The organism is Longibaculum muris (assembly GCF_004343035.1).
Classification (GTDB): domain Bacteria; phylum Bacillota_I; class Bacilli_A; order Erysipelotrichales; family Coprobacillaceae; genus Longibaculum; species Longibaculum muris.
The window spans coordinates 404,551-420,393 of sequence record NZ_SMCQ01000001.1; the positions used below are offsets into that span (position 1 = coordinate 404,551).

Here is a 15,843-nt window from a genome sequence, read left to right on the forward strand (position 1 = left end):
GAGGAAATAAGTGGAAAATGTTTTTTTATTTATGAAATGGGGATTTTTTAAGGAAAGTTGGAAATGATGAATATTTTGATTACGGGAAAACGCCATATTGGCAAATCAACATTACGACAACACATCATAGAAACATTACAATTAGACTGTGTTGGTTTTCAAACGATACAAAATGAAAATGTAGGAATAGGCTGGACATATCAATTTGTTGATATCAAAACGAAAGAAAGACAACCTATTTCATTTTATGATGGTTTAAAAATTCAAGGGATTCCTGAGACTTTTTCAACATTAGGTGTTCAATGTTTAAAAAATGCTTTTTATGCGTCTGAAAATTATGTTCTTATGGATGAACTGGGAAGGTTTGAAAGACATAATCAGGATTTTATTGCTTGTGTCCATGATTTATTATCTAGTTCAAAGACTGTTTTAGCAGTGATTAAAGATGAGCCAATTCCTTATCTCAATGAGATAAAACAACGTACAGATTGTTGTTTATATGATCTCAATACAATTTCATTTGAAGAAGCATTTCAAGCCATTATTTTTCAATTACAAAAAGAAGGGAGAATGAAATGAGTCAAAGATTTTTCAAAAAGATATTATGTTTTATTATTACTCTTACAATGGGGATGTCTTTAATAGGATGTACATCTACAAAACAAGAAACATCATCAGCCATTCAATTAACAGATCAAGCTGGGCGTCAAGTGAATTTAAAACAACCAGCACAAAAGATTGTCAGTTGTTATTATATTACAACTTATGCAACACTATCTTTAGGAATCAGTGATCGATTGGTAGGAATTGAAAAGAAAGCAGAGAGTCGACCTATTTATAAAATGGCAAATGAAAAGTTATTAGACTTAAAACAAGTGGGAAGTTTAAAAGAATTAAACATTGAAGCCATTGCAAATTTAAAACCTGATTTGGTTTTAATGCCAATGAAGTTAAAAGACAAAGCACAAGCTTTAACAGATTTACAAATTCCTGTTTTGATTGTTAATCCCGAAACCCATGATCAATTGGTTGAGATGTTGACTTTAATCGGAAAAGCAACTGGACAAGAAGAAAAAGCAAAATCACTTGTCAATTATTATCAAACACAAATGGATAAAATGAAACAATTGCCTGATATTCAAAAGACTATTTATATGGGTGGAAACTCTAGTTATTTAGAAACTGCACCAGCTTCCATGTATCAAAGTTCTTTGATTGAAACAGCAGGAGGGAGCAATGCTGCTAAAGATATTCCAGGTAACTATTGGAGTAAAGTGTCTTATGAAAGTTTGCTTCATATGAATCCAGATATGATTGTAATCCCATCATCTGCTCATTATTCAAAAAAAGATATCATGAATGATAAACAATTATCTTCATTAAAAGCTGTAAAAAATAAGGCTATTTATCAAATGCCAAAAGGTTTAGAAGAATGGGATTCACCAGTTCCTTCAGGAATCTTAGGAACAATGTGGTTAAGTAGTTTATTGCATCCAAAGGAATATTCATTTGATACATTTGTGAAGGATGTTAAATCTTTTTATCAAACATTCTATGGCTTTGAAATTGATGAGAGCCTCATAACAAAATGATGAAAACAAAACATTATGTCATCATTTTATGCTTTCTTTTAATAACTCTCTTTTTATTTTCATTAACAAAAGGCAGTTTTGCTTTATCAATTTCAGATATTTTTCATATTTTACTTGGTCAATCAACAGATTTTATGAAATCACAAGTCTTTTTTAATCTCCGTTTTTCTAGGGTCATGATGGCTGTGATTGCAGGATTAGCTTTAGGTATTGCTGGAGCAGTTTATCAAATGGTTTTTTCTAATCCTTTGGCATCACCTGATTTAACGGGTGTCGCAACAGGTTCAAGTTTGGGAGCGGCTTTAGCGATTGTTTTAGGAGCTGGGACTCCTTATGAAATGATGAGTGGAGCTTTTGTGGTGGGTATGTTATCACTGGGGTTTGTTTTGTTGTTAGTTAAATTAACTGGGGTTCACCGCACTATGACTTATCTGCTTGCGGGGATTGTTATTTCATCAGTGGGTGATGCTTTCATCATGTTATTGAAGTATATGGCAGATCCTTTAGGAGAATTAGCAGCTATCGAGTTTTGGACAATGGGAAGTTTAGCTTCTATGACATTGGAAAAAATGATGATGTCTTTAATCGGTGTGATGATTCCTATGTTATTGATTTTGCTTTGTCATCGACAAATTACCATGCTTTCTTTAGGTGATGAGAATGCAACTTATTTAGGTCTCAATACCAAAACATTTAAAATCTTTATTTTTATACTAACGACTTGGATGGTCGCTTCTGTTGTTGCTTTAACAGGTGTGATTTCCTTTGTTGGCTTAATTGCTCCACATATTGCTTATTTATTGTTACATAAACGCACGGGAGCGTTCTTTATTTGCAGTGGATTTATAGGTGCTATTCTTATATTAGTAGGTGATCTTTTGGCAAGATGTCTGATACCTGGAGGCGAATTACCATTAAGTATCTTAACTATCTTTTTAGCTTCACCGGTTCTTGTTTTCTATATGTATAAACAAAGAGGAAAATTATTATGAGTGTTTTATTAAAAGTAGAACATCTTTTTGCGGGTTATCAAGACTATATTGTGAAAGATGTATCTTTGACATTAAAAGCTGGAGAACTTGTTGGAATATTAGGACGTAATGGTTGTGGAAAATCAACTTTATTAAAAGTAATTATGGGCAATTGTCCACTTCAAAAGGGCTATGTTCAAGTACAAGAACGTAACTGTTTTGAAATGAATATAAAAAAACGTGCTGGTTATTTATCAATGCTGACGCAACGCAACAATGTGATTGAGGGATTATCGGTACGTGAAATGATTGCTTTAGGAAATTATGCTTCATCTTCTTTTTTTAGTTTTCAAGATGATAATCAAACCATAACAACATTAGCCAAAGATTATCATATCTTCTCTTTATTAGATCAAGATTATACAACATTAAGTGAAGGTCAAAAACAATTGGTTCAATTATCCTGTTTAGCTATGCAAAATACACCCGTATTTTTATTAGACGAACCCGATAATGCCTTGGATTTTGATAATCGTCATTTTATCTTTCAAATGATTCAAAATTCAATCATGTCTCAACAAAAAGCTGGATTGGTTGTTATTCATGATCCACTCTTTGCTTTAATGTATTGTCATCGCATTTTATTAATGAGTGAAGGAAAGATAATTGATGAAATTATTCCTTCATTACAAACAAGTGATGAAATCACTTTAAAAATACAGAATCTTTATCCAGATATCATTATCAAAAAAGATCAAGATTTACAACAATATTATTATTTTATGAAATAAGAAAGGATATTTATCAATGAAAAAAAATCAAGAATATACATCGCCATATGATTTTGAAGGAAAACTTCCTTTAAAACAAGCGATACCATTAGGGTTACAACATGTTTTAGCCATGTTTGTAGGGAATTTAACCCCAATTTTAATTATTACAAGTGCTTGTGCAGCAATGAGTGATGCAAGTGAATTTGCTGCCATTCAAGTTTCATTATTACAAAATGCAATGTTGATTGCTGGAATTGTCACTTTGATTCAATTGTTTGCAATTGGTCCAGTCGGTGGTAAAGTTCCAATTATTATGGGAACAAGTTCAGGATTTATCGGTGTTTTCCAAAGTGTTGCTAAAGTCATGGGTGGCGGAATTTTAGGTTATGGAGCTATTATGGGAGCTTCTATTATTGGTGGTTTATTTGAAGGTGTTTTAGGTTTCTTATTAAAACCATTACGTCGCTTTTTCCCAGCTGTTGTGACAGGAACTGTTGTCTTATCCATTGGACTTTCATTAATTGGGGTAGGAGTTGCTTCTTTTGGTGGAGGAAGTAGTGCACAGGATTATGGTTCATTGGAAAATTTATTTGTAGCTTTGGTGGTTTTAATTATTATTTTGGTTTTAAAACATGGAACACATGGAATGATGAGTTCTTCATGTATTTTAATTGGTATTATTTGTGGTTATATACTTTGTAGTATTATGGCACTTGTTTTACCAACAACTGGAGTCAATGGTGAAGGTGTTGAATTTGTAAAATCATGGGTCATTAACTGGGATGCAGTTGCCAATGCGAAATGGTTTGCGATTCCTGAGATTTTACCAGTCACACCAGTCTTTGATTTACGTGCCATTTTACCAGTTTTAATTATGTTTATTGTTACAGCGGTAGAGACAGTCGGAGATATTTCTGGTGTTATTGAAGGTGGAATGGACCGTGAAGCAACTGATGAAGAATTATCAGGTGGTGTTATTTGTGATGGTCTTGGTTCAAGTTTAGCTGCTGTCTTTGGAGTTTTACCTAATACATCATTTAGTCAAAATGTTGGTTTGGTTACCATGACAAAAATCGTTAATCGCTTTGCTTTAGCATGTGGAGCTATTTTCCTTATTTTATGTGGTTTATTTCCTAAGTTAGCAGCATTAATTTCTATTATGCCTCAAAGCGTGTTAGGTGGAGCTGCTGTTATTATGTTCTCATCAATTGTAATGAGTGGGATTCAATTAATTACTAAAGAACCATTAAATGCACGTCGTATGACAATCGTATCAGTCGCTTTAGGATTAGGTTATGGGCTTGGTGCTAACAGTGCAGTTTTAGCTGGTTTACCTGAAGCAGTGCAAATGATTTTTGGTGGTTCAGGAATTGTCCCAGCAGCATTAGTTGCGATTATTTTAAACATCTGTTTACCTGAAGAAAAATCAATTGAAAAAGTCAAATAGAAAGGCGGGATTGTTTTGTTAGATATCAAAAATTATGTCCGTGTCCAAAGTTTACAAGAAGCCTATGATTTATGTCAAAATCGACGTAATGTGATCATTGGAGGAATGCTTTGGTTGAAAATGCAAAATCGAAGTGTTGATACTGCTATTGATTTATGCGATTTGGGATTAAATCAGATTGAAGATAAGGGAGATGAAATTCATATTGGTGCTATGGTTACGCTTCGTCAATTAGAATTAGATCCTTTACTTAATGAATATACCCATCATGCTTTAAAAGAAAGTGTAAAACATATTGTTGGTGTACAATTTAGAAACCTTGCGACAATTGGTGGAAGCTTATTTGGGCGTTATGGATTTTCTGATGTTTTAACAATGTTTTTAGCTTTAGATGCGTATGTTGAATTGTATCATGGCGGAATTGTTTCAATCCGTGAATTTGTTGAGATGCGACCAAGTTTAGATATTTTGGTTCGTATTATTGTGAAAAAGACACCTATGCAAGTTGTTTATCTTTCTCAAAGAAATACCCAAACAGATTTTCCAGTATTAACATGTGCCATTTCAAAAATGAATCAAGATTATTATTGTGTTATTGGTGCACGTCCTTTAAAAGCAACTTTACTATTGGATGAAAAACATCTTTTAGATAGTTCTTTAAGTGATGAAAGTATCTTGGCATTTGCTGATGATATTGCACAAAGAGTAACTTTAGGAAGCAATTTAAGGGGAAGTGCTGATTATCGTCGTCATCTTACAAAGGTTCTTATTAAAAGAGCGTTATGGCAATTAAGGGAGGAACACAATCATGGAAATTAAAATAAATTTAAATGGTAAAGATATTGTTTCAACTATTGAACCTGATACTTTATTAATTGATTTTTTACGTCAACAGGGTTGTTTAAGTGTCAAACGTGGTTGTGATACAAGCAATTGTGGTTTATGTACTGTGTTTCAAGATGATCAACCGATTTTATCATGTAGTGTTTTAGCTGCTAGAGCGGCTGGACATAAAATTGTGACGCTTGAAGGAATGCAAAAAGAAGCACAAGGATTTGCTGAGTTCATAGCTGATCAAGGGGCTGAACAATGTGGTTTTTGTAATCCAGGTATGATGATGAATGCGATGGCTTTATTAAGAGAAAATGATGATCCAAGTGATGAAGATATTTTGAATTATTTAGCAGGAAATTTATGTCGCTGTTCAGGATATGAAGGACAATTACGAGGAATTAAAAATTATATTGCTTATTTAAAAAGAAGTGGAAAGGAGGATTTATCATGAAAGAAACCCTCCAAAAAGTTAATCAACCTGTTCGTAAAAAAGATGCCATGAATCTTTTATTAGGAAAGCCAGCATATGTAGATGATATAACACCACAAAATTGTTTGGTTGTGAAAGTTTTACGTTCGCCTCATGCACATGCAATGATTGAAGATATTGATGTGAGTGATGCTCAAAAAGTTGCAGGGATTGAAGCTATTTATACATATCATGATGTTCCTCAAAATCGTTTTACAATGGCGGGACAAACATATCCCGAACCGAGTCCTTATGACCGTTTGATTTTAGATCAACGCGTTCGTTTTGTTGGTGATGCAGTTGCGATTGTAGCTGGGGCAGATGAAAAATCAGTTGATCAAGCGATGAAATTAATTAAGGTTAAATATCAAGTTTTAGAAGCTGTTTTGGATTTTCATCAAGCTAAAGATCATCCGGTTTTAGTCCATCCAGAAGATAATTGGAAAGCACTGTGTCCTGTCGGAGCAGATAATCAAAGAAATCTTTGTGCAAGTGAATATAACCAAGATGGAGATGTTGATGCTGTATTGGCAAGTTGTGATGAAGTGGTTGAAAGAACTTATCATACGCGTGCAAATCAACAAGCCATGATGGAAACTTTCCGCACTTATTGTGAAATTGATCCTTTTGGTCGTTTACATGTTATTAGTTCAACACAGATTGTTTTCCATGTTCGTCGTATTTTAGCACATGCATTAAATATTTCAAAATCATTGATTCATGTTGAAAAGCCAAGAATTGGTGGTGGTTTTGGAGCAAAACAAACAGTTGTTGCCGAAGTTTATCCAGCCTTTGTGACATGGATGACAAAGAAGCCATCAAAAATGATTTATTCACGTACAGAATGTCAAATTGCTGGATCGCCACGTCATGAAATGGAAATCACTGTGAAAGTTGGCGCAATGAAAGACGGTACGATTCGTGCGATAGATGTTTATACATTATCGAATACTGGAGCTTTTGGTGAACATGGGCCAACAACAGTTGGATTATCTGGTCATAAATCAATTCCTTTATATAACAACCATTTAGAAGCTTTTCGCTTTGCTTATGATGTTGTTTATACCAATGTTCAAGCTGCTGGGGCTTATCGTGGATATGGAGCAACGCAAGGAATCTTTGCGGTTGAATCCGCAGTAAATGAATTAGCTGCTCGTTTAGGTATCGATGCTGTGGCAATTCGTGAAAAAAACATGGTTCAAGAAGGACAAGTCATGAGTGCTTATTATAACGAAATGACAAAGAGTTGTGCATTAAATCGTTGTATGGAACATGCAAAAAAATTATTCAATTGGCAAGATAAATCAAAAGTTCGTGTGATGCCAAATGGTAAAGTGCGCGCTGCTGGGGTAGCAATGGCAATGCAAGGTTCAGGAATTTCTGGAGTTGATGTTGGGTCTGCTACTATTAAATTAAATGATGATGGTTTCTATGCATTATCTATTGGTGCTGCTGATATGGGAACAGGTTGTGATACGATTTTAGCGCAAATGGCAGCTGAATGTTTAGAATGTCAAGTTGATGATATCATTGTTTTTGGAGCTGATAGTGATGCATCACCTTATGATTCTGGGTCTTATGCTTCAAGTACAACTTATGTCACAGGAAAAGCTGTAGAAAAGGCATGTTGTCAATTAAAAGAAAATATATGTATGATTGCTGCACAAATGCTTGAATGTTCAAATGATGATGTAGAGTTTGATGGAAAAGTTGTCACATGTTTAAGTAATCATAAACAAGTGACACTTCATGATATTGCGACACAATCAATGTGTGGAAACACAATAGCAACACAAGTTACAGTGACTCATTCTTCACCAGTTTCACCACCACCGTTTATGGTTGGTATGGTTGAAATTGAGCTAGATAAAGAAACCGGTCAAGTTGATATTTTAGATTATGTTGCAGTTGTTGATTGTGGAACTGTGGTTAATCCAAATTTAGCTCGTGTACAAACAGAAGGTGGAATTGTTCAAGGAATTGGTATGGCACTTTATGAAAATGTTCAATACAATGATAAGGGAGCTATTGCTGAAAATTCATTTATGCAATATAAAATTCCAACCCGTTTAGATATTGGAAAATTAAGAGTTGAGTTTGAAAGCAGTTATGAAGAAACTGGTCCATTTGGAGCAAAATCAATTGGTGAAATTGTTATTAATACGCCTTCTCCTGCCATTGCACATGCTATTTATAATGCAACTGGTGTTTGGTTAAGAGATTTACCAATGACACCAGAAAAAATCGCGATGAGTTTGTGTGAAGAATGAAAATTCATATGATTTATTTAGCGGCGGGAAATAGCCGTCGCTTTCAAGATAATAAATTGCTCTATAACTATCAAGGGCAACCGTTATATCGTTATGGATTTAATCAATTGTTAAAACTTTTATCCAATGATAATTATACTTTAGATGTTGTTACACAATATCCAGAAATTATATTTGATATAAAGCAATTTAATTATCCTCGACTTTATGTTATTAAGAGTCCAAAAAGTCATTTAGGTATAGCCTATTCTATTCAAGCTGGAATCAAAAAGTATAATCAAGAAAAAGATGCTTATTTTCTTTTTCTAGTGGCTGATCAACCATATATAAAAGCATCAACAATTCAAAGACTTATTGATGAAACACTTTTACAAAAAGCTATACTTTCAACTTTAGCTTACCAAGAAAAAGTTGGAAATCCAACTTTGTTTCATTGTCAATTTTATAATGAATTGATGTCTTTAAAAAACGATGAAGGTGGTCGAAAGATTATCAATCGTTATCAAAATGCATGTTTAAAAGTGAAAGTTGAAGATGAATTGGAGTTGCTCGATATTGATACAAAAGAAGATATAGAAAAAAGAAGTTCTCACTATTGAATAGTGTTTGAACTTCTTTTTATAATGCTATTGATTTGAAACGAAAATATATGAATCATTTATATATAAAAAGGATATGGACCCGCATCAATCTGCACATCCAGCTACAAGAAGCCAGAAATCCATATCCATAAAAAGTATATCTTTTTTCTACTAAAAATATACCACTATTTAGAAATAAAGTCAATTAAATCAATACTTTTTCAGTGTTTTTGTAAAAATAAAGATATGTATTAAAAATAGAACAAGATTTCATTTTATGAATGCTCAAGTTCGATAATATTTGTTTCAATCATTTGATAAAAATCTTTATTTAGATTTGACTTATATAAACGGATACAACTACAAATATTATCAATAAACTGTAATCCCTCCTCAGCAAATGATTCTTTGGAACATATTGATAAAACATGATTATGTAAACTGATTTCAGTAATAATTCTATTTTCGAAATCACATTTATTGAAACTGTCAAAAATAATATCTACATCATTTTTTATAAAATGAACAATTTTATTTAACATTTTAATGTATTGTTTTTCTTTCTCTTTTTGATTAAAAATATTATCTTTTTTACAATATGCTGTATAAATAATTTTATGATCTAGTTGTTGTAATTCCTCTAACATCTTTATCTTAATTCTTTGATAATGTCTATCAAGAAGAACCGCTTTAAATTCATAAAAAATTCTTTGTTTTTCTTTGTCAGATATCTTCATTGATCTTAGTTTCTTTTTAAAATGTTTGTATGTCAGATTTGTTGCTGCTTTAGAAGAAGTTAACAATCCTGCAACTATAAAATAGTCATCTGATTCAGTTTCATCGATATAAAGTATCATTCGTATTCACCATCCTGTGGACTCATTATATAATAATTTTTCTTTTATTCATACATGTTTAATGCTCTTTGTTATATTTGTTATAAAATATAAAACATGTTTATTTCAAGCATATAAGTGGCAGACTGTTTTTAAGATATGCTAGAATGGCATAAAGGATGTGAAAGAAATGTTAATACAAAAACGCAATGGTCTTTATCAAGACTATGATGCTTATAAAATTAAATCAGCTATACAAAAAGCTTTTCAAAGTTTACAAGTTCAAATTGATGAAGGACAGTTAAACGAATTAGTTTATGATGTTGAAAAACAAGTTTATGAAAAGATGTCAGTAGAAAAGATACAAGATGTTGTAGAAGAAACTTTAATGAAATATGGATATCATCAAGTGGCAAAAGCATATATCTTATATCGTCAAAAACATAGTGAAAATCGTGCAGTGATTTGGGACTTGATAGAAATATTGAATGATAAGGAATTGATAGAACTTTTTGAAAATATTCAAAAAGATTATCCACAAGATGAATATTCATTAAAGTTTCTTTTGATTAAATTGAAAACTTTTTATAAAAACAATATGAATCAAAAAGAAGCTTTTCAAATGTTAATCAAAGCGAGTGTTGAGTTAATTAGTAAAGATGCACCAAAATGGGAAATGATATCAGCCCGTTTTTTAAATTATCAAATTCATAAGACAATAAAAGAAAAAATGCAACAGTTAAACATATCTTCATTTTATGAAAAAATAAAGTATTTAACAAACGAAGGGTATTATGGTCGTTATATTTTAGAAAATTATACAAAAGCAGATATTGATGAATTAAGTTCTTATATCAAAGAAGAAAGAAATGAATTATTTACATATAGTGGTTTGGAATTGGTTATGAAACGATATCTTATTCAAAATCATGAACGTGAAATTTTAGAAAAACCTCAGGAAATGTTTATGGGGATTGCTATGCACTTGGCTATACCAGAACAAGAGCGTGTCAAATGGGCAAAGGAAATCTATGATATTTTAAGTACATTGAAAGTGACTATGGCAACTCCAACAATGTCTAATGCAAGAAAACCATTTCATCAAATGAGTTCTTGCTTTATTGATACTGTTGATGATTCTTTAGCTGGAATTTATAAGAGTATAGATAACTTTGCGAAGGTTTCTAAACATGGTGGAGGTATGGGCTTATATTTTGGAAAAGTACGTGCCAATGGCAGCAGTATTCGTGGTTTCAAAGGGGCTGCTGGTGGTGTCATTCGCTGGATAAAACTTGTAAATGATACGGCAACAGCTGTGGATCAATTAGGTGTTCGTCAAGGGGCAGCAGCGGTTTATTTGGATGCATGGCATAAGGACTTACCAGAATTTTTACAGCTCCGTACCAATAATGGAGATGACCGTATGAAGGCACATGATATTTTTCCTGGTGTTTGTTATCCAGACTTGTTTTGGAAATTGGCTAAAAACGATTTAGATGCACCTTGGTATATGATGTGTCCACATGAAATTCATGAAGTCAAAGGGTACTTTTTAGAGGATTGTTATGGGGAAGAATGGGAAAGAAAGTATTATGAATGTGTTGATGATGAACGTATTTCTAAACGTGTGATGTCAGTCAAAGAAATTGTTCGTTTGATTATCAAATCTTTAGTTGAAACAGGAACACCATTTACTTTTCATCGTGATCATGTCAATGAAATGAATCCTAATCCTCATCAAGGAATGATTTATTGTAGTAATCTTTGTAGTGAGATTGCTCAAAATATGAGTGCTATGGATATTTTACCTTATGAAGAAGTTCAAGTAGATGGAGAAACAATTATTGTTGAAAAAACGAAACCAGGTGATTTTGTTGTTTGTAATCTTGCTTCATTAACATTAGGGCATATTGATGTTAGAAATGATGAAGAATTAAGACATATTATTCAAGTTGTTGTGAGAGCACTTGATAATGTGATTGATTTAAATTATTATCCAATTCCTTTTGCTAAAGTCACAAATCAAAAGTATCGTCCTATTGGACTTGGTACAAGTGGATATCATCATATGTTAGTGAAACTTGGTATGTCTTTTGAAAGTGAGGAACATTTACAATTTGTTGATGAGCTCTATGAAAAAATCAATTATATGACTTTAGAAGCTTCATGTGACTTAGCTCAAGAAAAAGGAAGTTATGCTTATTTTCAGGGAAGTGATTTCCAAAATGGTCAATATTTTAAAAAGCGTCATTATACTCATCAAAAATGGCAAGAACTTCAATCAAAGATAGCAAACAATGGATTAAGAAATGGTTATTTATTAGCGATTGCTCCAACCAGTTCAACATCCATTATCGCTGGGACAACGGCTGCTGTTGATCCTATTATGAAAAAGTTTTTCTTAGAAGAAAAAAAGGGAAGCATGATTACAAGAGTCGCTCCTGATTTAGATATGAAAACATTTTGGCTTTATAAAAATGCGCATTATATTGATCAAACTTGGGTGATCAAAGCTGCTGCTATTCGTCAAAGACACATTGATCAATCTCAATCAGTCAATCTCTACATAACCAATGAATTTACTTTTAGAAAGTTACTTGATTTATATATCTTATCATGGCAACTTGGAATGAAAACATTATATTATGTGAGAAGTCAATCTTTAGAAGTTGATGAATGTGAATCATGCAGTGCATAGGAGGAAATTATGGAATTAAAACAAAAAGCTTTATTTAATGCATCCGGTGATACGGATGTGAGAATGCGTAGAATGATTAATGGAAATACAACAAATCTTAATGATTTTAATAATATGAAATATCAATGGGTCAGTGATTGGTATCGACAAGCCATGAATAATTTTTGGATTCCAGAAGAAATTAATTTAACTCAGGATATGAAAGATTATCGTTTACTAAAAGATGAAGAAAGAGTTGCTTATGATAAAATTCTTTCCTTTCTGGTTTTCTTGGATTCTCTACAAACCGCGAATCTTCCTCATGTGGGAGAATATATTACAGCTAATGAAATTAATCTGTGTTTAACGATTCAAGCTTTTCAAGAAGCTGTTCATTCACAAAGTTATAGCTATATGCTTGATTCAATATGTTCACCAGTAAAAAGAGATGAAATCTTGTATCAATGGAAATATGATGAACATCTTTTGAAAAGAAATCAATTTATTGGCGAACAATATAATGCCTTTTTAGAAAATCGTGACAGTTTCCATTTGATGAAAACGATTATGGCTAATTATATTTTAGAAGGTATTTATTTCTATTCTGGTTTCATGTTTTTCTATAATTTAGGCCGAATGGGAAAAATGCCTGGTTCTGCCCAAGAAATTCGTTATATTAACCGTGATGAAAATACCCATCTTTGGTTATTTAGAAATATGATTTTAGAATTACAAAAAGAAGAACCTGATTTATTTACGCCAGATAAAATTGAAGTTTATCGCTCAATGTTAAAACGTGGTGTTGAAGAAGAAATTGCTTGGGGTCAATATGTTTTAGGTGATCGTATTGAAGGCTTAACAATGAACATGGTCAGTGATTATATTCATTATCTTGGTAATTTACGTGCCACTTCATTGCATTTTGAACCATTATATGATGGTTATCGTGAAGAACCTGAATCAATGAAATGGGTAAGCCTTTATAGCAACGCTAATGATATCAAAACAGACTTTTTTGAAGCCAAATCAACCGCTTATGCCAAATCAAGTGCGATTGAAGATGATTTATAAAAAATGCCAATTATTGAGATTTCTCAATAGTTGGTCTTTTTCTATGATATAAACAAAATTCAAGTAAAGATAAACCTTTATGTTGATGAGCAATTGTTGTGATAAGTGGAACTTGAAGAAACTGAGCCAATGGATAAAGTGGAATATCTATTTGTTGAAGATAGGCTTGATCCATAAAGTTTAAACAAACAATAATATTTTGGAAGTAAGGGTGAATATGAGTAAAGAGTTTTAAATCTCTTTTGAATTGACCGGCATAACAAACAATAACAATCTGATGACAATGAAATGAAGATATCATTTTTGCGATGTTATTGTAATTATCGGGTGTGACATGAAAAGGGATGAATTGATCTTGGGGATGAAGTGAAGATAAGTAATGAATGATTGTTTTTTTACCTGTTTGAGGATATCCAACAATCGCAATAACTTGACAGTGGTGTTCATGAGGATTCAAGGTAATCACCTTGTGAGAGATACATAGAAATCAACCTTTCAAATTGATTAAAAATAAGTTGACAAACAACAAAAATGTTTGTACACTAAAACAGTCTTATAAATGGTAGAGGTGCAAAAAGCATGAGTACATTATCACAATGTTTGGTGACAGTGATAATGAAAAGGGCAATTTGCCGAAGTGTAGTGATGACACCAATCATCATTATGCTGGGTCATTATAGAATATATAATGGACTGTCACGTCAGTGGAGAGCTATCTAAGTGTGAGTAACTATGCGCTTTGATTGATTTCCAATCAAAGCTTTTCTTTTGCCATTTATAGATAGATGACAAAGGAGGATTATAATGAATTTTGTAGGTACAATATGGGCAATATTGCCAGCTATTATTGCGATTGTCATTGCATTGAAAACAAAGGAAGTGTATATTTCTTTATTTATTGGAATTTTTGCTGGGGCTTTATTGTTAAGTGATTTCCATTTTATCAAAGCCACAACAACTGTTTTTGAAACGATGATGACAAATTTATCTGATACTTGGAATATTGGTATTTTGATTTTTTTGGTATTTCTAGGAACGATTGTTGCTTTAATGACCAGAGCAGGAGGGAGTCGTGCTTATGGAAAATGGGCTCATCAAAAGATTAAGAATAAAAAAGGGGCCTTACTTTCAACATTTGGATTAGGAGTATTGATTTTTGTTGATGATTATTTCAACTGTTTAACAGTAGGAAGTGTTATGCGTGAAGTTTGCGATGAATTTAAAATATCACGTGCTAAACTGGCTTATATCATTGATAGTACAGCTGCACCAATTTGTATCATTGCACCTATATCGAGTTGGGCAGCAGCCGTCAGTGGCTATACAAGTGGGGATGGCTTTACATTGTTTTTACAAACCATTCCGTTCAATCTTTATGCCTTATTAACGATTGTTATGGTTTTATGTGTGATTTATTTTGAATTGGATATAAGTGGTATGAAGGATCATGAAATATCAGCGAGAAATGGTGATGTTCATCATGGTAATGATGAATATCAAAAAGGACAAGAGATTGAATGCTCAGATAAAGGACAAGTCATGGATTTGATTTTACCAGTTCTCTTTTTAATCATCAGCTGTATTACTTGTATGGTTTATACTGGAGGCTTTTTTGAAGGTGTTTCTTTTATTGAAGCATTTACCAATTGTGATGCTTCATTAGGTTTGGTATTAGGTTCATTCTTTACATTGATTTTTACATTTTGTTTGTATATCCCTAGAAAAATCATATCTTATAGAGAATATGCTGAGTGTATTCCTACAGGTTTTAAAATGATGGTTCCAGCTATGACAATTCTAGCTCTTGCATGGACTTTAGGAGATATTGTTTCTACTCACTTACAAGCAGGTTTATTTGTTGCAACATTTTTAGAAAATACGCATATAGCCCTTGCTATATTACCAGCATGTTTATTTGTGATTGGTGCTGGATTGGCTTTTGCGACAGGAACATCATGGGGAACTTTTGGTATCTTAATTCCAATTGTCACAGCTATTTTTAGTGAAGGTGATATCATGTTAGTCATTGCGATTTCATCTATTTTAGCTGGAGCAGTTTGTGGTGATCATATTTCACCCATTTCTGATACAACAATCATGGCTTCAGCTGGGGCACAGTGTCATCATATTAATCATGTCTCAACGCAACTTCCTTATGCATTAATTGTTGGAATAGCTTGTGTGATTGGCTATATCGTAGCAGGACTTACGCAAAATGTTATTTTGACATTTCTTGCAGGGGTTTGCTCTCTATTATTGATTGTATTCTTTTTGAAAAGAAAATATGCTTAATAAAAAAAATCCTATGACATATTGCCATAG

General features: G+C 32.6%; 14 protein-coding genes and 1 riboswitch. Of the genes, 12 read left to right on the forward strand and 2 right to left on the reverse strand.

What is annotated here, in order from left to right; all coding sequences use genetic code 11:
• Positions 1-63: 63 nt before the first annotated feature.
• Genes EDD60_RS01930 through EDD60_RS01970 form a run of 9 tightly spaced genes read left to right on the forward strand, consistent with a single transcriptional unit; the run spans position 64 to position 8,955 of the window.
• A complete protein-coding gene (locus EDD60_RS01930; protein ID WP_066444776.1) occupies positions 64-579 on the forward strand; it encodes a nucleoside-triphosphatase in 516 nt (171 codons plus the stop codon).
• Positions 576-1,592 (forward strand): ABC transporter substrate-binding protein, encoded by a 1,017-nt coding sequence (locus EDD60_RS01935; RefSeq protein WP_066444774.1) that lies wholly within the window; start codon positions 576-578, stop codon positions 1,590-1,592. Before EDD60_RS01930 ends, EDD60_RS01935 begins: the two co-directional genes overlap by 4 nt.
• Positions 1,589-2,584 (forward strand): FecCD family ABC transporter permease, encoded by a 996-nt coding sequence (locus EDD60_RS01940; protein WP_243646604.1) that lies wholly within the window; start codon positions 1,589-1,591, stop codon positions 2,582-2,584. The genes EDD60_RS01935 and EDD60_RS01940 overlap by 4 nt, the downstream gene beginning before the upstream one ends.
• The gene (locus EDD60_RS01945) at positions 2,581-3,354 is read left to right on the forward strand and encodes an ABC transporter ATP-binding protein (RefSeq protein ID WP_066444772.1); all 774 of its coding nucleotides are present in this window, start codon (positions 2,581-2,583) and stop codon (positions 3,352-3,354) included. The genes EDD60_RS01940 and EDD60_RS01945 overlap by 4 nt, the downstream gene beginning before the upstream one ends.
• Before the next feature lie 16 nt (positions 3,355-3,370).
• Entirely contained in the window at positions 3,371-4,783 is a 1,413-nt protein-coding gene (locus tag EDD60_RS01950; RefSeq protein ID WP_066444763.1) for a uracil-xanthine permease family protein, read from the forward strand.
• A 15-nt stretch (positions 4,784-4,798) separates the two neighbouring features.
• Entirely contained in the window at positions 4,799-5,602 is an 804-nt protein-coding gene (locus EDD60_RS01955; protein WP_066444762.1) for an FAD binding domain-containing protein, read from the forward strand.
• Entirely contained in the window at positions 5,592-6,068 is a 477-nt protein-coding gene (locus EDD60_RS01960; RefSeq protein ID WP_066444759.1) for a (2Fe-2S)-binding protein, read from the forward strand. The genes EDD60_RS01955 and EDD60_RS01960 overlap by 11 nt, the downstream gene beginning before the upstream one ends.
• Positions 6,065-8,356: a xanthine dehydrogenase family protein molybdopterin-binding subunit gene (locus EDD60_RS01965; protein WP_066444757.1), complete on the forward strand. Its 2,292-nt coding sequence runs from the start codon at positions 6,065-6,067 to the stop codon at positions 8,354-8,356. The genes EDD60_RS01960 and EDD60_RS01965 overlap by 4 nt, the downstream gene beginning before the upstream one ends.
• Positions 8,353-8,955: a nucleotidyltransferase family protein gene (locus EDD60_RS01970; protein ID WP_066444754.1), complete on the forward strand. Its 603-nt coding sequence runs from the start codon at positions 8,353-8,355 to the stop codon at positions 8,953-8,955. The genes EDD60_RS01965 and EDD60_RS01970 overlap by 4 nt, the downstream gene beginning before the upstream one ends.
• A gap of 257 nt (positions 8,956-9,212) precedes the next feature.
• Here the strand turns inward: EDD60_RS01970 and EDD60_RS01975 are convergent, their stop codons facing one another.
• Positions 9,213-9,794 (reverse strand): DUF3800 domain-containing protein, encoded by a 582-nt coding sequence (locus EDD60_RS01975; protein WP_066444752.1) that lies wholly within the window; start codon positions 9,792-9,794, stop codon positions 9,213-9,215.
• A 169-nt stretch (positions 9,795-9,963) separates the two neighbouring features.
• On the opposite strand from EDD60_RS01975, the gene EDD60_RS01980 reads away from it, so the two are divergent.
• Complete coding sequence (locus EDD60_RS01980) at positions 9,964-12,471, forward strand: ribonucleoside-diphosphate reductase subunit alpha (protein ID WP_066444742.1); 2,508 nt, start codon at positions 9,964-9,966, stop codon at positions 12,469-12,471.
• A 9-nt stretch (positions 12,472-12,480) separates the two neighbouring features.
• Positions 12,481-13,521 (forward strand): ribonucleotide-diphosphate reductase subunit beta, encoded by a 1,041-nt coding sequence (locus tag EDD60_RS01985; protein WP_066444740.1) that lies wholly within the window; start codon positions 12,481-12,483, stop codon positions 13,519-13,521.
• A 10-nt stretch (positions 13,522-13,531) separates the two neighbouring features.
• Here EDD60_RS01985 and EDD60_RS01990 read toward each other — a convergent pair whose 3' ends face one another.
• Positions 13,532-13,978, reverse strand: coding sequence for a FeoB small GTPase domain-containing protein (locus EDD60_RS01990; protein WP_066444733.1), 447 nt, complete (start codon positions 13,976-13,978; stop codon positions 13,532-13,534).
• A 98-nt stretch (positions 13,979-14,076) separates the two neighbouring features.
• Positions 14,077-14,244, forward strand: a riboswitch (Lysine riboswitch).
• Between the two features lie 81 nt (positions 14,245-14,325).
• On the opposite strand from EDD60_RS01990, the gene EDD60_RS01995 reads away from it, so the two are divergent.
• The gene (locus EDD60_RS01995) at positions 14,326-15,813 is read left to right on the forward strand and encodes a Na+/H+ antiporter NhaC family protein (RefSeq protein WP_066444731.1); all 1,488 of its coding nucleotides are present in this window, start codon (positions 14,326-14,328) and stop codon (positions 15,811-15,813) included.
• Positions 15,814-15,843: the final 30 nt, after the last annotated feature.

Excerpts from the sequence above, each read along its gene's own strand:
- EDD60_RS01940 (WP_243646604.1), top strand. The coding sequence starts at position 1,589 with ATGATGAAAACAAAACATTATGTCATCATTTTATGCTTTCTTTTAATA.
- EDD60_RS01995 (WP_066444731.1), top strand. The coding sequence starts at position 14,326 with ATGAATTTTGTAGGTACAATATGGGCAATATTGCCAGCTATTATTGCG.
- EDD60_RS01950 (WP_066444763.1), top strand. The coding sequence starts at position 3,371 with ATGAAAAAAAATCAAGAATATACATCGCCATATGATTTTGAAGGAAAA.
- EDD60_RS01945 (WP_066444772.1), top strand. The coding sequence starts at position 2,581 with ATGAGTGTTTTATTAAAAGTAGAACATCTTTTTGCGGGTTATCAAGAC.
- EDD60_RS01965 (WP_066444757.1), top strand. The coding sequence starts at position 6,065 with ATGAAAGAAACCCTCCAAAAAGTTAATCAACCTGTTCGTAAAAAAGAT.
- EDD60_RS01935 (WP_066444774.1), top strand. The coding sequence starts at position 576 with ATGAGTCAAAGATTTTTCAAAAAGATATTATGTTTTATTATTACTCTT.
- EDD60_RS01960 (WP_066444759.1), top strand. The coding sequence starts at position 5,592 with ATGGAAATTAAAATAAATTTAAATGGTAAAGATATTGTTTCAACTATT.
- EDD60_RS01930 (WP_066444776.1), top strand. The coding sequence starts at position 64 with ATGATGAATATTTTGATTACGGGAAAACGCCATATTGGCAAATCAACA.
- EDD60_RS01975 (WP_066444752.1), bottom strand. The coding sequence starts at position 9,794 with ATGATACTTTATATCGATGAAACTGAATCAGATGACTATTTTATAGTT.
- EDD60_RS01970 (WP_066444754.1), top strand. The coding sequence starts at position 8,353 with ATGAAAATTCATATGATTTATTTAGCGGCGGGAAATAGCCGTCGCTTT.
- EDD60_RS01980 (WP_066444742.1), top strand. The coding sequence starts at position 9,964 with ATGTTAATACAAAAACGCAATGGTCTTTATCAAGACTATGATGCTTAT.
- EDD60_RS01985 (WP_066444740.1), top strand. The coding sequence starts at position 12,481 with ATGGAATTAAAACAAAAAGCTTTATTTAATGCATCCGGTGATACGGAT.